The organism is Variovorax sp. WDL1 (assembly GCF_001541225.1).
GTDB lineage: Bacteria > Pseudomonadota > Gammaproteobacteria > Burkholderiales > Burkholderiaceae_C > Variovorax.
Genome location: NZ_LMTS01000076.1, coordinates 58,267 through 74,738, shown reverse-complemented (window position 1 = coordinate 74,738; position 16,472 = coordinate 58,267). Strand labels below are relative to the sequence as shown.

Sequence of the window (16,472 nt, the reverse complement as noted above, 5' to 3'; positions counted from 1 at the left end):
TGTCCACAGGCGAGTCGCGCAACCGGAAGTTGTGCGCCTTGGCGCGACACCACGGAAGCATGCCTGCACACAGGCTGCCGGCGACGGCAAGTGGCTGTCGGCAAAGCGGAAAATCGCCCTGTCCACAGCGGGGCCCGTCCCTTATCTACTACTACTAATTTGAATTAAAGAAATAAAGGAAGAGGTAAGTCATGATCGTTTTGAAGGCTACACAAGATAAAGTCCTCGCCGCCCTGCAGTCGGTGGCGGGCATCGTGGAACGACGGCACACGCTTCCGATCCTTGCCAACGTGCTGATTCGCAAGACCGGCCCCCGCCTGCAGCTGACGACCAGCGACCTTGAGATCCAGATCCGCACCCATGCGGAGCTCGGCGGTGACGACGGCAACTTCACCACCACCGTCGGCGCTCGCAAGCTGATCGACATCCTGCGCACCATGCCGGCCGACCAGACCGTAAGCCTGGAGTCGAGCGCCAGCAAGCTGGTGCTCAAGGGCGGCAAGAGCCGGTTCACGCTGCAGTCGCTGCCAGCCGAGGACTTCCCGCTGGTGCAGGAGTCAGCCAACTTCGGCCCCGTGTTCAGCGTGCCGCAGAAGACCCTGAAGGACCTGCTGAGCCAGGTGTCCTTCGCGATGGCGGTGCACGACATCCGCTACTACCTGAACGGCATCCTGTTCGTGGCGGAAGGCAAGCAGCTGAGCCTGGTGGCCACCGACGGCCATCGCCTGGCCTTCGCCTCCGCCATGCTCGACGTCGAAGTACCGCGCCAGGAAGTCATCCTGCCGCGCAAGACGGTGCTGGAAATGCAGCGCCTGCTGTCGGATGCCGAGGGCGCGATCGAGATGCAGTTCGCCAACAACCAGGCCAAGTTCGCCTTCGAGGGCATGGAATTCGTCACCAAGCTCGTGGAAGGCAAGTTCCCGGACTACAACCGGGTGATTCCCAAGAACCACAAGAACTCTGTAACGCTGGGCCGCGCGACGCTGCTGGCCAGCCTGCAGCGCACCGCGATCCTGACCAGCGAGAAGTTCAAGGGCGTGCGCCTCAACATCGAGCCCGGCACTTTGCGAATCGCCTCCAACAACGCCGAGCAGGAAGAAGCCCAGGACGAACTCGACATCGACTACGGCGGCGACGCCATCGAGATCGGCTTCAACGTGAGCTACCTGATCGACGCGCTGGCCAACATGGGCCAGGACATGGTGAAGCTGGACCTCGCCGATTCCAACAGCTCGGTGCTGATGACGATTCCCGAGAACGCTTCGTTCAAGTACGTCGTCATGCCGATGCGCATCTGACGGCATTTGGCAGGGAGTGACGAGATCGCCCGCGGCATTCCGCGGGCTTGGTCTTTGAAGAGACGAATAAACCCGGTTCCGAGAGAGAAAGATCCTGATGAGCGAAGACAACAAGCCGGACGTGCCGCACACCGAGCCCGTCTACACCCCCGAGATCGAGAGCGCCATTCCGATCGAAGTGACACCCCCCGCCGCTGACACCTACGGCGAAGGCTCCATCACGATCCTCGAGGGCCTGGAGGCGGTGCGCAAGCGCCCTGGCATGTACATCGGAGATACCTCGGACGGCACCGGGCTGCATCACCTGGTCTTCGAGGTGGTCGACAACTCCATCGACGAGGCGCTGGCGGGCTATTGCGACGACATCATCGTCACCATCCACACCGACAACTCGATCTCGGTGGTGGACAACGGCCGCGGCATCCCGACCGGCGTCAAGATGGACGACAAGCACGAGCCCAAGCGCTCGGCCGCCGAGATCGCGCTGACCGAGCTGCACGCCGGCGGCAAGTTCAACCAGAACAGCTACAAGGTCTCGGGCGGCCTGCACGGCGTGGGCGTGAGCTGCGTGAATGCGCTGAGCAAGATGCTGCGACTCACTGTGCGGCGCGACGGCAAGGTTCACGTGCTCGAGTTCAGCAGGGGCTTCGTGCAAAACCGCATCGTCGAGGCGGTGAACGGCGTCGAGGTGTCGCCGATGAAGATCACAGGCGATACGGAGAAGCGCGGCACCGAGGTGCACTTCCTGCCCGACACCGAGATCTTCAAGGAGAACGCCGACTTCCACTACGAGATCCTCAGCAAGCGGCTGCGCGAGCTGAGCTTCCTCAACAACGGCGTGCGCATCCGGCTGCTCGATGAGCGCACCGGCAAGGAGGACGACTTCTCCGGGGCCGGCGGCGTCAAGGGTTTCGTCGAGTTCATCAACAAGGGCAAGACGATCCTGCACCCCAACGTGTTCTACGCGGCCGGAGAGCGGCCGGCCGATACCTACGGTGGCATCCCCGGCACGCACATCGGCGTCGAGGTCGCGATGCAGTGGAACAGCGGCTACAACGAGCAGGTGCTGTGCTTCACCAACAACATCCCGCAGCGTGATGGTGGCACCCACCTCACCGGCCTGCGCGCCGCGATGACGCGGGTGATCAACAAATACATCGAGGAAAACGAGCTCGCCAAGAAGGCCAAGGTCGAGGTCACCGGCGACGACATGCGCGAGGGCCTGTGCTGCGTGCTCAGCGTGAAGGTGCCCGAGCCGAAGTTCTCCAGCCAGACCAAGGACAAGCTGGTTTCCAGCGAGGTGCGTGCGCCGGTGGAGGACATCGTCGGGCGGCTGCTCGGCGACTACCTGCAGGAACGCCCCAACGACGCCAAGATCATCTGCGGCAAGATCGTCGAGGCCGCGCGTGCGCGCGAGGCGGCCCGCAAGGCGCGCGAGATGACGCGCCGCAAGGGCGTGCTCGACGGCATGGGCCTGCCGGGCAAGCTGGCCGACTGCCAGGAGAAGGACCCGGCCCTGTGCGAGGTCTACCTGGTCGAGGGCGACTCCGCCGGCGGCTCGGCCAAGCAGGGACGAGACCGGAAGTTCCAGGCCATCCTGCCGCTGCGCGGGAAGATCCTCAACGTCGAGAAGGCGCGCTACGAGAAGCTGCTGACCAGCAACGAGATCCTGACCATGATCACGGCACTGGGCACCGGCATCGGCCGCGCGGGTGCGACCACTGCGGGCGGCGGGGCCGACGACTTCAACGTCGCCAAGCTGCGCTACCACCGCATCATCATCATGACCGACGCGGACGTCGACGGTGCCCACATCCGCACGCTGCTGCTGACGTTCTTCTATCGCCAGATGCCCGAGCTGGTCGAACGCGGCCACATCTACATCGCCCAGCCGCCGCTCTACAAGGTGAAGGTCGGCAAGGAGGAGCAGTACCTCAAGGACGGGCCGGCGCTCGACGCCTTCCTGCTGAAGGTCGCCCTCAAGGACGCCAGCATCCAGACGGGCGGCGACAAGCCGACGACACTCGGCGGCGAGACCCTGGCCGAGCTCGCCCGCAAGCATCAGCTGGCCGAGGCGGTGATCGCGCGCCTGGGCAACTTCCTCGATGCCGAGGCGCTGCGTGCCATCGCGGACGGCGTCTCGCTCGACCTGGACACCACTCCTGCTGCAGAGGCCTCGGCGGTCGCGCTGCAGGCGAAGCTGCGCGAACTCAGCGCCACCGGCGTGCCGGCCGAGGTGGCCAGCGAGTTCGATGCGCGCACCGACAAGCCGCTCCTGCGCATCAGCCGGCGCCACCACGGCAACATCAAGAGCAGCGTGATCACGCAAGACTTCGTGCATGGCGCCGACTACGCCGCGCTGGCCGAGGCCGCCAAGACCTTCCGCGACCTGCTCGGCGAGGGCGCCGTCGTTCGCCGCGGTGAGGGCGAGAAGGCCAAGGAAGAGAAGGTCGGCGATTTCCGCGAGGCCATGCGCTGGCTGATCGGCCAGGCCGAGAACGCCACCTCGCGCCAGCGCTACAAGGGCCTGGGCGAGATGAACCCCGCGCAGCTGTGGGAAACCACCATGGATCCCAGCGTGCGTCGCCTGCTCAGAGTGCAGATCGACGATGCGATCGAGGCCGACCGCGTGTTCACGATGCTGATGGGCGACGAGGTCGAGCCGCGGCGGGAGTTCATCGAGCAGAACGCGCTGAGGGCCTCGAATATCGACGTGTAGGAGACCATTCGGGCCCAGCCGGCGCCGAACTTCGCGTAAACGCTATACCTAGCCCGACTTTTGCTAAGCAAGAATTTCGGCGGATTGGACGCCGTTTTTTGGAGCGAGGACAGAAGCGATGAAACCGAACCGGTTCGGGTGGCCCCTGGCGGCATTGGTCTTCCTGGGGGCGTGGACTTCGGCGCAGGCACTGCCGTCGAACCCGCCGATCCTGATGACCCAAGGCATCGAGTACATGTGCGGCGGCAAGAGCAGCGCCGAGGCGGCGTTCATGCGCATGGTGTCGCCGCGCTGGGCGGCCACGCTGGAGTTCTCGGTCAGCCGAGCGAAGCCGGGCGACGTGCCGGACGACGTGACGGTGGTGGTGCGCGAGCGCTATACCGGCCGCCCGGTCATGCAGGCAGTCGCGGGGGCACCTTTCATGCTGGCGCGGCTCGATCCCGGCGCCTACGAGGTCGACGCCACCCTGGGCGGGGTCACCCTGCGGCAACCCCTGACGGTGTTCAACGGTGTCGCGTCGCGGGCCGTGTTCGTCTGGCCTTCCAATGTCGATTTCGCGAACGCCGGTGGTCCGCGCATGGCGGAGCAGCAGGCCGCGGCGCGCAGCAGCAGCGACTGATGCAGCGCCGGCGGCAGGGTGCCGCCTGAAGTTCAGTTTCACCCAGGACTGGCCGGCCATGGTTCGGGCGTGGAGCGATCGCTTCGCCGCCGCTTCATTGCTTGCTGGCACGCGCCTTGAATGTGGCAGGGGCAGCGCCCACATGCGCTCCTTGCGTCCTGCTGGTACCGTGCAAGGCCTCGATGCCGCTTCGCCCAATCACCCTCCTCGTCACACTGCTGCATGCCTATATCGGCCTGCGGCTGCTGCCTGCACTGGCCCTGCTCACCGGCGCCTGGCCGCTGCTGCTGGCACTGCTGGTGCTGTCTGCCGCCACCATGCCGCTGCCCTTCGTCGGTGCCCGCGGCATCGGCAGGCGCGCGCCCTTGTCGGACGGCTGGAAATGGCTCGGCCTGCTCAGCATGGGCTGGTTCTCCTCGATGTTCGTCCTGACCCTGGTTCGCGACCTCGGCCTGCTGCTGGGCTGGATCGTTGCCGTCCTGGGTGGGTGGGCCTTCGACAGCCCCCGCTCGCAGGCCTGGAGTGCTGCGGCGGTGCCCTTCATGGCGACGCTGGTCTCGCTGATCGGCTTCTTCAACGCCCGGCGCACCGCCAGCGTGGTGCGCGTGGAAGTGCCGATCCGTGACCTGCCGGCGGGCCTCGAGGGCTTCACCATCGCCCAGCTCAGCGACATCCATGTCGGGACGACCATCCGGCGCGGCTACCTCCAGCGCATCGTCGATGCCGTCAACCGGCTCGGCGCCGACATGGTCGCGATCACCGGCGACCTGGTTGATGGCACCGTGGCCGAGCTGCGCGAGCATGTGGCGCCGCTGGCCGACCTGCGCGCGCGCCACGGCACGTTCGTGGTGACCGGCAACCACGAGTACTACGCGGGCGCCCACGCGTGGATCGACGAGCTGCGCCGCCTGGGCCTGCGCGTGCTGCTCAACGAACACGTGGTGCTGCAAACGCGCAACGTGAAGGGTGCGCAGACCGACGAGGAGGCGTTCGACAGCGCTTTGCTGGTGGCCGGCGTGACCGATTACACCGCCGCGCATTTCGATGCCGCCCATGCCAGCGATCCCTTGCGCGCCCTGCACGATGCGCCCCCGCTGGTGCGCATCCGGCTGCTGCTCGCTCACCAGCCGCGCAGCGCGCCAGCCGCCGCCGACGCGGGCTACCAGCTGCAGCTCTCGGGGCACACGCACGGGGGCCAGTTCTTCCCGTGGAACCTGTTCGTGCCGCTGCAGCAGCCCTTCACCGCAGGGCTCCACCGGCTGCGCGAGATGTGGATCTACACCAGCCGCGGTACCGGCTACTGGGGTCCGCCCAAGCGCTTCGGCGCGCCCTCCGAAATCACGCTGCTGAGGCTGGTACCTGAGCGGCCCTGACGAATGCGAGTCGCGGGGGCGCGTTCAGGCCTGTGGGCTCGCCAGCCGGTGCGCGTTGGCGCTCGCCTTGGCGTGGATCGGCTTGAGTCCGCGCTGCGCGATGCGCGCGCCGGCGCTCGACAGCTGGCTCAGCGTGGCGGCCGAGCGCGTGGCTGCGCCGACGAGCGCCCGGCCGTGGGTGGAGATCTGCGCCGGCGTGGTGCTGGTGGCCAGCGAAGCCATCGCGACGGCGCCGCCCAGCCATTGCCGCACGGCGCGGTTGAAGAGGGCGAACTGGGTGCTGTGCAGCTGGTTGGCAATCGCGGCGCCCGACTCGGTAGCCGCCGCCAGCTTCTCATGGCCCATGAGCTGCATCTCGGCCAGGTCCGCACCGCTGGGCGCGAGGCCGGCCCTGGCCATGCGCTCGGTGCGCAGCCGGATCACGGAGCTGGAGTACAGCAGCATCTCCTGGGTCTTGAATGCCACATCCGCCCATAGCATGAACGGGTTGAAGAACCGGGAGGAGGGGGAGAAGGCTGTGGACATGAACGTCATACGATAAGCTGAAACCCACTATAGGCCCATCGACGGAGCCCGTGGCATCGCGGTAAATTTTCGGCGAAGATTTCGTCTCATTTGTCGCGGCGACCTGGCCACGTCCGCCCCCTGTAAGGTGTCGGTGGTAGGCGCCGTTTCCGTTTCCGTTTCTTCCCAGGCCGTTGGAATGCCCAATAAAAACACGTCCTGCGCCAAGGTTCTGCTGTGTGCCGGTCTCTTGTCGCTTTCCGTCGCCGCGTCCGCCTTCGAGGATCGCGCGCCCGCCTTCTACTTCGATGCCGGCCGTGCGCCGCACAACGGCACCAGCACCCGATCGCTGACGATCGGTGCAGTCCTGCCCTGGGGCGGGCAGGACCTCTTCTGGGGCACTCAGGTAACGAGCTATGCGGACTTGTTTCTCAGCCAGTGGCGTGCGCCAAGGGCCGGTGGGGACGGCCATCACAACTACTCTCAACTGGGCGCGATCGCGGTGTGGCGCTTTCGCTTCGCGGAGGGAGCCTCGCCGTGGTTCCTCGAGGCCGGCATCGGGGCCACCATGATGAACGACCGCTACCAGACGCCGGATCGCAGCTTCAGCACCCGCTTCCAGTTCACCGAGCAGTTGGCGGTCGGGCGGAGTTTCGGCGCGCGCGGGGAGCACGAGCTTTCGCTGCGTGTCCAGCACTTCTCCAATGCCGGAATCCGCAAGCCCAACCCCGGCGAGGATTTCTACAAGGTGCGCTACCTCTACCGCTTCTGAGTGCGGCGCTTGCGCGGGTCGAGGTACTCGTCTGCAACAGCAAGGTCCTGCAGCCACTGGGCATAGGCGGAGTCGCGCTGCTCCGGATCGCCCCTCAGCAGCGCCGATGGATGCAGCGTGACCAGCACTGGCAGGCCGCGCGCATCGGTGTGCCATTGGCCGCGCTCGCGCATCACCGGCACCGGTCGCCCGAGCAGGGCGCGCGCGGCGGTGGCGCCGAGCGCGATGAAGGCATGCGGGCGCACCTGGGCGATCTCGCCTTCGAGCCAGTGCAGGCAGATGGCGACCTCGCGCTGCGCCGGTGTCTTGTGCATGCGGCGTTTGCCGCGCAACTCGAACTTGAAGTGCTTCACGGCGTTGGTCACGTACAGCCGGTCGCGCGACCAGCCCAGGTCCGCCACGGCTTTGTCGAACAGCCGGCCGGCCGGCCCCACGAAGGGGCGGCCTTGCAGGTCTTCCTGATCGCCCGGCTGCTCGCCGACAACCATCACCGCGGCAGCGGCCGGACCTTCGCCGAACACCGATTGGGTGGCGTGTTCGCCGATGGGGCACGCGCGGCAGCGGTCCGTCGCCTGGCTCAGCACTTCCAATGCCTGCTGGGGGTTGTCGGGCAATTCGGGCGGGTCGGGGTAGACGGCGGAATCGGGGTGATTGGTGTGATCGGGCATGTCAGCCTCCGTCGATCTGCTGCCGCGTGCGGCGGCCGGAATGCGGCGCATGGGCGTGGTCGGCGCGGCTTCGATCATGCGCTCGCTGCGCGATGCCGCTTCGCCTGCCAATGCGCCGATGAGTGGGGCTTCGGGCAGGTTGTGCCAGTAGCTGCGCGGCATGTGCTTTTGCATGGTGGCAAGCTTCAGGCGCGCCGGATTGAAGACATGGCGGTAGTAGGTGAGCCACAGGTGCTCGCCAGCGTCCGGTGGCGGTGCCCGATCGCGCGAAGTGCCTGGGCCGTATTCGAGCGCTTCACCGTCCCAGCGCAGGCTGCACTCGGGCGTGAGGATGGCCCAGCGCATCCCGGTGAAACGTTGCACGAAGAAGGGCGCGACCGCCTCCACGATGTGGTGCTCGGGCTCGAACCAGGCCACGTGCAGCGGGGCGTCCGCCTCCGGCTCCTCGACGGTGCGGAATCGAATGAACGCCTTCATGCGGTGCATGTCCCTGCGCACCGCCTGTGCCATGCGGCGAGCGCGCAAGCGTTCCGCATCCAGCGGGTCGTGGCGCAGGCCGGGCTCGTGCACCAGGCGCCACAGCAACCGGTAGAGCAGCGCGAAGCGTGCCGGATCGACATGCAGGATCACGGATTCGCACAGCGAGACAAAGGATGCGGGCACCACAAGTGCGCCGCCGCTGGTGTCCTCGCCGTGCTCTTTGAGCACCACCTCGCCGAAGAGCTCGCGGGTGCTTCCCTCGCGAGTGCACCAGTTCACGTGCTCCGGAGGCACGAGCCGGGCCAGCAGGCTGCGGGCCTCTCGGCGGAAGCCGGGCCAATCGGTCTCGCTGGCCAGCGTGACGAGGTGATGCGCCATGTCGCACGGTAGGAAACGAGCGTGCAGCCGTGTTGTAGGCCTTCAGCCGGAAAACAGCGAGGCCTGAACCGGCGCAGGCTTGAAGCGCGCGGCGATGTCTACGGCGTCGAGATGGCGGCCGGGCCGATGATCCTCGGTGACGACGAACAGCATCACCGTCGCCAGCGAGACGCGCAACCGGCGCAGGTCCTCGCTGCGCAGCCGTCGCACGCGCCGCGCGGCCAGCAGCCGCTCGACGGCCTTCACGCCCAGCCCCGGCACGCGCAGCAGCATCTCGCGTGGCGCGCGGTTCAGGTCCACGGGAAAGCGTTCGCGATGCGCAAGCGCCCAGGCGAGCTTGGGATCGAGGTCGAGCCGGAGCATGCCGTGCGAGGCGGGGACGATCTCCTCGTGCGAGAAGCCGTAGTAGCGCATCAGCCAGTCGGCCTGGTAGAGGCGGTGCTCGCGCGCCAGAGGCGGCGCCTGCAGCGGCAGCGAAGGCGAGGCGTCGGGGATGGGGCTGAAGGCCGAGTAGTACACGCGGCGCAGTCCATAGGCGCCGTACAGCCCGGCACTGGTCGCCAGGATCGCGCGGTCGTCGGTGGCATCCGCGCCGACGATCATCTGCGTGCTCTGCCCGGCGGGCGCGAACGGTGCGGGCGCGCTGCGCCGGGGCGGCACACCGGGCATGGACACGGGCTTGGCAGATGCTGCCTCGAGCGATTCGGCGCGGGACTCGTCGATCTGCGTTCGCAGCCGCGCCATCGAGCGGCGGATGGCATGGGAGTTCTTTTCGGGCGCGAGCGCGGCCAGCCCTTGCACCGTCGGCAGCTCGATGTTGATGCTCAGGCGGTCGGCGTACAGGCCGGCCCGCTGCAGCAGCTCGGGGGCCGCGTCGGGGATGGTCTTCAGGTGGATGTAGCCGCGAAAGTCATGCGTTTCGCGCAGCACGCGCGCGACCTCGACCACCTGCTCCATGGTGTAGTCGGGGCTGCGGATGATCCCCGAGCTCAGGAACAGCCCCTCGATGCAGTTGCGGCGATAGAAGTCCAGCGTCAGCGCCACGACCTCGTCGACCGTGAAGCGCGCGCGAGGCACGTTGCTGCTGACGCGGTTGACGCAATAGAGGCAGTCATAGCCGCAGTAGTTGGTGAGCAACACCTTGAGCAGCGAGACACAGCGCCCGTCCGGCGTGAAGCTGTGGCAGATGCCCTGGCCATCGGTGGAGCCGATGCCACGGCCGCCGACCGAGTCGCGGCGCGCGCCGCCGCTGGAAGCGCACGAGGCGTCGTACTTGGCAGCGTCGGCGAGGATGGAAAGCTTTTGCTGGACGTCCACTGTATGAATATACAGCTGCCGTACGTCCCCACATGCATCAGGGTCGGCCGATGTCGGCCGCGCGCCGGCGCTGCCGCGCGCGCACCTCGGTCAGGAAATACGCGACAGAGGCGATGCAAAGCGGGAGCAGGTAGTAGATCGCCCGATAGGCCAGCAGCGCGCCGAGCAGGCGGTCGGTCGGCACCTGGTGCGACAGCAGCGCGACGAACACCGCCTCCAGCACGCCGAGGCCCGCGGGCACATGCGTGATCACGCCGGCCACTGCGGCGACCAGCAGCACCGCCAGCACTTGCGGATAGGGCAGCTGCTGCTGGAGCAGGAACCAGATCACGCCGCCGATCAGCGCCCAGTTGGTGCACGACATCACGAGCTGCAGCAGCGCCATGCCGAGCGCAGGGGTCTGCAGTTCATGCCCGCGGACGTTCCAGATGTGCTCCCGCGCCACCGCGCACAGGATCAGATAGGCAAGCGCCAGCACCAGCAGCGTGGCGCCGAGGACGCGCAGCCCACCCGCCTCGATCTTCCAGTCGGGCGGCAGTGCCATCGGCCAGAAGAAGAAGGCGACGCCCGCCACCACCAGGTAGCCGAACCAGTTGGTCAGCATGCTGAAGCCGAGCACGCGCGTGATGGTGACGTTGTTCAGGCCGTGGCGCGAATAAAGACGAAAGCGGAAGGCGACGCCGCCGATCAGCGATCCGAGGTTGAGATTGAAGGCATAGCTGATGAAGGTGATGCCCATGACCGTGCGCGCGCCCAGGGCATGGCCCGTCATGTGCCGGCCCAGCAGGTCGTAGGTGCTGTACAGCGCGAAGCTGCACGCGGCCAGCAGCAGGGCGGTCAGCAGCGCGGGCAGCGGGATCTCGCGCACCGCCTGCAGCACCTCGACCCAGTCGATGGTGCGTGCCTGGTGGACCAGCAGCCAGGCCACCAGGCCGAAGAAGGTCCAGGTCGCGATTCGCTTGAGCCAGTGCCACCACGCGCGCGTAGTCGCATGCCCCGGCGCGCCGGGCAAGGAGGGACGCGCGCTGCCGCTCATCATGCGTTGTCCGTTCGCGCCGCGCCGCCATGCGGGCCCTGGCCAGGCAGTGGGTGGAGGCGCGGCGCATGGCGCGGCAGCCAGCCGACCCACGAGGGATACCAGCGCAGCAGGTGGAAGACGAAGAAGCTGCGCACCAGCCGCCAGGCGCTCCATTCGCTGAGCTCGGCCGCGTCGACCTTCTTGCAGTGATGCCGCATCAGGGCTTCCAGCTTTTCTCCGAGTTGACTGGCGAAAGCCGCGTCGCGCACGATCACGTTGGCTTCGAGGTTGAGCGACAGGCTCAGCGGGTCGAGGTTGCTGGAGCCGATGGTGCTCCAGCGATCGTCCACCAGCGCGACCTTGCCGTGCAGCGGTCGCTGGCAGTACTCGTGGATATGCACGCCGGCGTGCAGCAGGTGGTGGTAGAGCATGCTGGCCGCCACCTTGACGATCTGCATGTCGGGCTCGCCCTGCAGGATCAGGTTCACCTCCACGCCGCGCCGCGCTGCGCGGCGCAGTGCCTTGATGAGGCGGTAACCCGGGAAGAAGTAGGCGTTGGCGATCACGATTCGCTGGCGCGCACTGCGGATGGCGGCGAGATAGTGGCGCTCGATGTCGTTGGTGTGGCGGCGGTTGTCGCGCGTGACGAACTGCACCTCGGCCTCGCCGGCCGACGCGTTGGCCGGCGCAGGCGCCGCCCTGAGCCTGCGCCGGAACCAGCTGGCGCCCTTGTTGCCGACGGCGATCGCGTGAAGCACGAAGCGGTGGATCTCGGAGACGATCGGCCCCTCGAGCTCGACCGCGTAGTCCTGCTTGGCCTTGGGGCCGAAATCCATCAGGTGGTCGGCGGAGAAGTTGATGCCGCCCACGAAGGCCAGCCGCCCGTCGATCACCGTGATCTTGCGGTGCATGCGGCGAAAGAGGTTGAGACGTTGGCCGAGGAAGCGGCGCCCCGGGTCGAACACACGCACCCGAGCTCCCGCGGCGGTGAGCCCCTGGATGAACGCGTCGGACAAGTCGGGCGAGCCGAAGCCGTCGATCATCAGGTCCACCTTCACGCCGCGCAGCGCTGCCTCTCGCAAGGCTTCGCGCAGCGCGAGGCCGACCTTGTCCTCGAACAGGATGAAGGTCTCTACGATCACCTCGCGCGTGGCGTTGCGGATGGCCTCGAAGACGCGGGGAAAGAACTGCTCGCCGTTCTCGAGCACCTCGACGCGGTTGCCGCTTGTCCAGCGCTGGGCCATGGAAGGACTCCCGTTCGCGCTCAGAGCTCGATCTCCGCCACCAGCGGCGCATGATCGGAGAGATGCGACCACGGCTTGCGCGGCAGCACCACCGGCGCGTGCACGCCCGCGTTGCGCACATAGATGCGGTCCAGCGGCAGCAGCGGGAAGCGCGAGGGAAAGGTCTTCGCGGCGCTGCCGTGGGCGTGCACGAAGACCTCTCGCAGCGACGCGCCCTGTTCGAGGATGCCGTGCGCGCGGCCACGCCAGTCGTTGAAGTCGCCGGCCACGATCAGCGGCGCGTCGCGCGGCACCTCGTCGCGAACGATGTGGCAGAGCAGCTCGAGCTGCTGGATCCGGTGGTTCTCGGCCAGGCCCAGGTGGGCGCAGATCGCGTGCACATCGACCGTGCGGCCAGGCAGCCGCAGCACGCAGTGCAGCAGCCCGCGCTTCTCGGGTCCGACGATCGACACGTCGTGGTTCTTGAAGTGGACGATCGGAAACTTCGAGAGCACCGCGTTTCCGTGATGACCGCGGGGATAGACCGCGTTGCGCCCGTAGGCGAACTGCGGCCACATGGTGTCGGCCAGGAATTCGTAGTGCGGCGCCTCCGGCCAGTTGTCGATCTTGCGCGAGTGGCGCGAATGGGTGCCCAGCACCTCCTGCAGGAACACCACGTCGGCGCCGACGGTGCGCACGGCTTCGCGCAGCTCGGGCAGGATGAACCGGCGATTGAGCGCAGTGAAACCCTTGTGGGTGTTCACCGTCATGACCTTGAGCGAAGTGGGCGTGGTCGCCGTGCCAGCAGCGGGGGTGGAGGGCTTCACAGGCACAGTTGTAAGCCGAGGCGTGTGGCCTTGCTGTAGGAGCTTGCCACCTCCTTCGCCGGCCTGCGCCGTGCGGCGGCAGGCTCCTACAGGCGGGGCTGCCCGATCCCCACATCGGGGCTCGCGACGGCCGCCTACTTTGAACTCAGAGTTCGCGCAACGGGCTCCAGTTCTTAGACCTATGAAAGGGGACATCACCATGAAGAGAGCGTTGATTGCCAGCACGGTGCTCACCGGCCTGATGGGCCTGGCGGGCGCCGGTTTCGCGCAGACCACCACGGTTCCCGCCCAGCCCGACCCGGCCAAGGGCGGCCAAGCCAGCACCAAGAGCGTGCCGGGCGGCGTGGCCAACGCCACCCAGCGGCCGGATGGCAGCGCGCCGGCCTCGCGCGAGGCGGTGAGGGCCGAGGCGCGCGCCCACAACCGTAACAACATCAACAACCCGGTGCCCAAGGGCGAGGCGACAACCACGGTGAACAGCCAGCCCAACGCCATGCCCAGGCCCACCGGCGCGATGACGCGTGCCGACGTGAGCGCGGATGCCCGCAAGGTGAAGCCGCGTTTCGGCGAAAGGGGCGAGCGGCCGGAAGTGCCGACCAACCCGACCGACAGGACCGGCACGCCGCAGTAAGCGCCAGGTCGATCACGAAAAAAGCCCGCAGCGCTGCGGGCTTTTTCGTTGGGCGCGTGCCGAGCTCAGCTCTTTGCGCCTTCGCGCGGGCCGTGGTGCCGGTGGCCATGGCCGCCGCGATGCCCGGCGTGCATGGTTTCGGCATCGAAGGTCTTTTGCTGCTCCGGCGACAGGGTTGCGTAGAAGCTGCGCGTGGCCTCGATGCGTTGTGCGAAGCGCGCGCTGCGCTCGGCCTGGCGCGCCTGCATGTGCTCCAGGCGCTGCGGCGTCGTCAGTTTCGCGAACTCGGCGCGGTCCATCCGGGGCTGTCCTGCCGGGCGGGCCGGGCGCTGCTGCGCGGCGGTGAAGCTGTTCCAGGCGCCTTCCTGGCTGGCATCGAGACGCAGCTTCTGCTTGAGCTCACCCAGCCTTTGCGTGCGCTTGGCCTGCATGCGCTCGAAGCGCTGGGTGCGGTCCGCGTGGGCGCGCGACGTCTTGGCGTCGGCCGGGGCGGCCTGTGCGCTCGTGGTGGGAGCGGCCGTCGAGGCCGGGGAGCCCTGCGCGAAGCTGGTGCTGCAGGCGAAGGCGGCCGAGGCGATCAGGCCGGCCATGAGCTTTGTGTGACGAGACGAGATCATGAGAGTGCTTCCTTTCGAAGAAGCCTGCCGATACCGCGGCAGGTGAGGCAAGTGTGGAAGCGCCCTGTATCGCCCCCGTCGCGCCGGGGTGAGGGCGATGTAAAGAAAGATATCGGTGCGTTTCGCCCCGGGCCTACTTGGGCCGCGGGGGCTCGAGGCCGGCGTCCGGTGGTTGCAGCCGCCCGTCGCGCAGCGCGGCCACGGCACGGGCGACTGCGCGCGCGACGTTGCGCACCTCTTCCTGCAGGCCGGTGTCGCGGTCGAGCGCGTCGTGGCTGGTGGCGTAGGGTTCGTAGTAGCCGACGAAGCGGTCCAGCCGCGCCTGCGTCCCGGCGTCGATCAGGCCCATCCAGTCCAGCCAGTCGCTGAGGTTGCGCCGCAGGCTCGCGACCCCGGCCACGTCGCCATGCACCACCAGGCCGTAGGCGCGGCCAGCCAGGTGCTTGGGATAGCCCCAGCCCTTGAGCTCGATGGCCTTGGCCTCTTCGGCCTTCTTGCCATGGGTGGACGTAGGGTCGGGGTTGCCGCCATCGGCGCAGACCAGGCGGTCGGCCATCAGCTTGAGGGGGCTGGTGGCCTGGTACCAATGCGTCGGCGTGAAGAGTATGACGCCGTGGGCCGCGACCCAGCGTTCGTAGATCTCGTTCATCCAGTCGCCGGTCTGCCGCAGCGAATGGTTCGGGTAGCAGCTGCAGGGCCAGTGGCACAGCGGCATCGCGGTGGAGACGCAGCCCTTGCACGGATGGATGTGCCGGCCGTAGTCGGACGTCAGCCGGCTGAGATCCAGTACGTCGCAGTCGAACTGCTGTGCGTCGAGCACCTCACGGGCCAGTTCAAGCAGACGGAAGGTCTTCGACATCTCGCCGGGGCAGGTGCCGTCGTTGCGCGGCGAGCCGTTGATCAGCAGCACACGCGACTTCGTCCCCGGACCGGACCAGGCCGCCTGCGCGCGTTCGATGCGCTCCTTCGCTTCGAGCCACTCGATGGAAAGCTCGTAGTCGGGGTCTGCATGGCCGGGGCCGGCCTTGCGCGTCACCGGGGCCTTGCGGCCCTGCTGGTAGGCCTCCCACGCGATGACCTCGATGCGCGCCAGCGCCTCCGACTCGGCCTGGAACGCCGGATCGCGGTAGGTCTGCATGAAGCGATCGTGGAACTCGGTGCGCTCGATGGGCGGTGGCGCCTGGCCTTTGCGGACTTCGGTCATCGTCTCAATCTACGCAGCGCCCGGCGCGGGCGGAGCACCCCGGCGCACGCGAGCTGCCGTAGGTGCATGACTACACGGCTTGCCCTGGCGCGATCAGCCGAGCTTTCCGCTCTGGAAATCGTGCATCGCCTGCGTCAACTGCTCGCGCGTGTTCATGACGAAGGGACCGTACTGCGCGATGGGCTCGTGCAGTGGCTTGCCCGCGATCAGCAACGCCCGCGCCGGGCTGTGGTTGGAGGCCGGCGCGCGAAGCAGCACGCCGTCGCTTTCCGCTTCGTTGGCGAGGATGGCCATGCGCTTGGTCGGGATCTCGCTGCTCCCGATGTAGAGCGACTCGCGGAACACATAGACCAGTGCATTGCGGTCCGGCGCCAGCGGCTGGGCGAACTCGGTGCCCGGCGGCAGCGTGAGGTCGATGTAGAGCGGCTCGGTGTGCGCGCGCTGTACCGCGCCCGCGATGCCGTGGCTCTCGCCCGCGATCACGCGCACGCGCACGCCGGCCGGCGTCACGAGCTCCGGGATCTCCTCGCTCTGGATGTCGCGGTACCAGGGCTCACGCATCTTGTCCTTGGCCGGCAGGTTGAGCCAGAGCTGGAAGCCTTCCATCAGCCCTTCCTCCTGCTCGGGCAGCTCGCTGTGCACCAGGCCGCGGCCGGCGGTCATCCACTGCACGCCGCCGTTGGCCAGCAGTCCCTCGTGGCCGGCGCTGTCGCGATGGCGCATGCGGCCCGCGATCATGTAGGTGACGGTTTCGAAGCCGCGGTGCGGGTGGCTGGGAAAACCGCCGATGTAGTCGCCGGGGTTGTCGCTGCCGAAGGCGTCGA

15 protein-coding genes are annotated in these 16,472 nt (G+C 67.6%); 6 read left to right on the top strand and 9 right to left on the bottom strand.

The annotated features are described in order from the left end of the window. The first annotated feature begins 191 nt into the window (after nt 1-191). The 4 genes from dnaN to APY03_RS10920 all read left to right on the top strand — a co-directional run bounded on the left by dnaN (nt 192) and on the right by APY03_RS10920 (nt 6,009). Nucleotides 192-1,298, top strand: a complete 1,107-nt coding sequence (dnaN, locus tag APY03_RS10935) for a DNA polymerase III subunit beta (RefSeq protein ID WP_068676673.1) — start codon at nt 192-194, stop codon at nt 1,296-1,298. Between the two features lie 97 nt (nt 1,299-1,395). Then, nucleotides 1,396-4,017 carry a DNA topoisomerase (ATP-hydrolyzing) subunit B gene (gene gyrB / locus APY03_RS10930; protein ID WP_068676671.1) on the top strand — a complete coding sequence of 874 codons (2,622 nt, stop codon included), beginning with the start codon at nt 1,396-1,398 and terminating at the stop codon, nt 4,015-4,017. A 118-nt stretch (nt 4,018-4,135) separates the two neighbouring features. Then, nucleotides 4,136-4,636, top strand: a complete 501-nt coding sequence (locus APY03_RS10925; protein WP_068676669.1) for a hypothetical protein — start codon at nt 4,136-4,138, stop codon at nt 4,634-4,636. Between the two features lie 182 nt (nt 4,637-4,818). Continuing rightward, nucleotides 4,819-6,009 carry a metallophosphoesterase gene (locus tag APY03_RS10920; protein WP_083944276.1) on the top strand — a complete coding sequence of 397 codons (1,191 nt, stop codon included), beginning with the start codon at nt 4,819-4,821 and terminating at the stop codon, nt 6,007-6,009. Nucleotides 6,010-6,033: 24 nt separating this feature from the next. On the opposite strand, the gene APY03_RS10915 is transcribed toward APY03_RS10920, so the two are convergent. Next, nucleotides 6,034-6,534, bottom strand: coding sequence for a polyhydroxyalkanoate granule-associated phasin (locus tag APY03_RS10915; RefSeq protein ID WP_068676722.1), 501 nt, complete (start codon nt 6,532-6,534; stop codon nt 6,034-6,036). Between the two features lie 178 nt (nt 6,535-6,712). On the opposite strand from APY03_RS10915, the gene APY03_RS10910 reads away from it, so the two are divergent. Beyond that, a complete protein-coding gene (locus tag APY03_RS10910; protein WP_068676667.1) occupies nt 6,713-7,285 on the top strand; it encodes an acyloxyacyl hydrolase in 573 nt (190 codons plus the stop codon). Here APY03_RS10910 and APY03_RS10905 read toward each other — a convergent pair. Genes APY03_RS10905 through APY03_RS10885 form a run of 5 tightly spaced genes read right to left on the bottom strand, consistent with a single transcriptional unit; the run spans nt 7,273 to nt 13,139 of the window. After that, nucleotides 7,273-8,811, bottom strand: a complete 1,539-nt coding sequence (locus tag APY03_RS10905) for a UdgX family uracil-DNA binding protein (RefSeq protein ID WP_068676665.1) — start codon at nt 8,809-8,811, stop codon at nt 7,273-7,275. The two genes, APY03_RS10910 and APY03_RS10905, sit on opposite strands and share 13 nt — an antisense overlap. A gap of 42 nt (nt 8,812-8,853) precedes the next feature. After that, a complete protein-coding gene (locus tag APY03_RS10900) occupies nt 8,854-10,128 on the bottom strand; it encodes a putative DNA modification/repair radical SAM protein (protein ID WP_068676663.1) in 1,275 nt (424 codons plus the stop codon). Between the two features lie 37 nt (nt 10,129-10,165). Further along, nucleotides 10,166-11,164, bottom strand: coding sequence for a lysylphosphatidylglycerol synthase domain-containing protein (locus APY03_RS10895; RefSeq protein WP_102905225.1), 999 nt, complete (start codon nt 11,162-11,164; stop codon nt 10,166-10,168). Continuing rightward, nucleotides 11,164-12,390 carry a cardiolipin synthase ClsB gene (gene clsB, locus APY03_RS10890; protein ID WP_068676659.1) on the bottom strand — a complete coding sequence of 409 codons (1,227 nt, stop codon included), beginning with the start codon at nt 12,388-12,390 and terminating at the stop codon, nt 11,164-11,166. The genes APY03_RS10895 and clsB overlap by 1 nt, the downstream gene beginning before the upstream one ends. 20 nt (nt 12,391-12,410) lie before the next feature. Continuing rightward, nucleotides 12,411-13,139 carry an endonuclease/exonuclease/phosphatase family protein gene (locus APY03_RS10885; RefSeq protein WP_068676720.1) on the bottom strand — a complete coding sequence of 243 codons (729 nt, stop codon included), beginning with the start codon at nt 13,137-13,139 and terminating at the stop codon, nt 12,411-12,413. Between the two features lie 256 nt (nt 13,140-13,395). Here APY03_RS10885 and APY03_RS10880 point away from each other — a divergent pair, with 256 nt between their 5' ends. Further along, nucleotides 13,396-13,827, top strand: coding sequence for a serine/threonine protein kinase (locus APY03_RS10880; RefSeq protein ID WP_068676718.1), 432 nt, complete (start codon nt 13,396-13,398; stop codon nt 13,825-13,827). 65 nt (nt 13,828-13,892) lie between these two features. Here APY03_RS10880 and APY03_RS10875 read toward each other — a convergent pair whose 3' ends face one another. The 3 genes from APY03_RS10875 to APY03_RS10865 form a co-directional block, all read right to left on the bottom strand. After that, nucleotides 13,893-14,444 (bottom strand): Spy/CpxP family protein refolding chaperone, encoded by a 552-nt coding sequence (locus tag APY03_RS10875; RefSeq protein WP_083944275.1) that lies wholly within the window; start codon nt 14,442-14,444, stop codon nt 13,893-13,895. A 133-nt stretch (nt 14,445-14,577) separates the two neighbouring features. Beyond that, the gene (locus tag APY03_RS10870; RefSeq protein ID WP_068676657.1) at nt 14,578-15,648 is read right to left on the bottom strand and encodes a flavodoxin family protein; all 1,071 of its coding nucleotides are present in this window, start codon (nt 15,646-15,648) and stop codon (nt 14,578-14,580) included. Nucleotides 15,649-15,741: 93 nt separating this feature from the next. Beyond that, nucleotides 15,742-16,472 (bottom strand): pirin family protein (locus APY03_RS10865; RefSeq protein WP_232324225.1); only part of this gene is annotated, 731 nt, incomplete at its 5' end.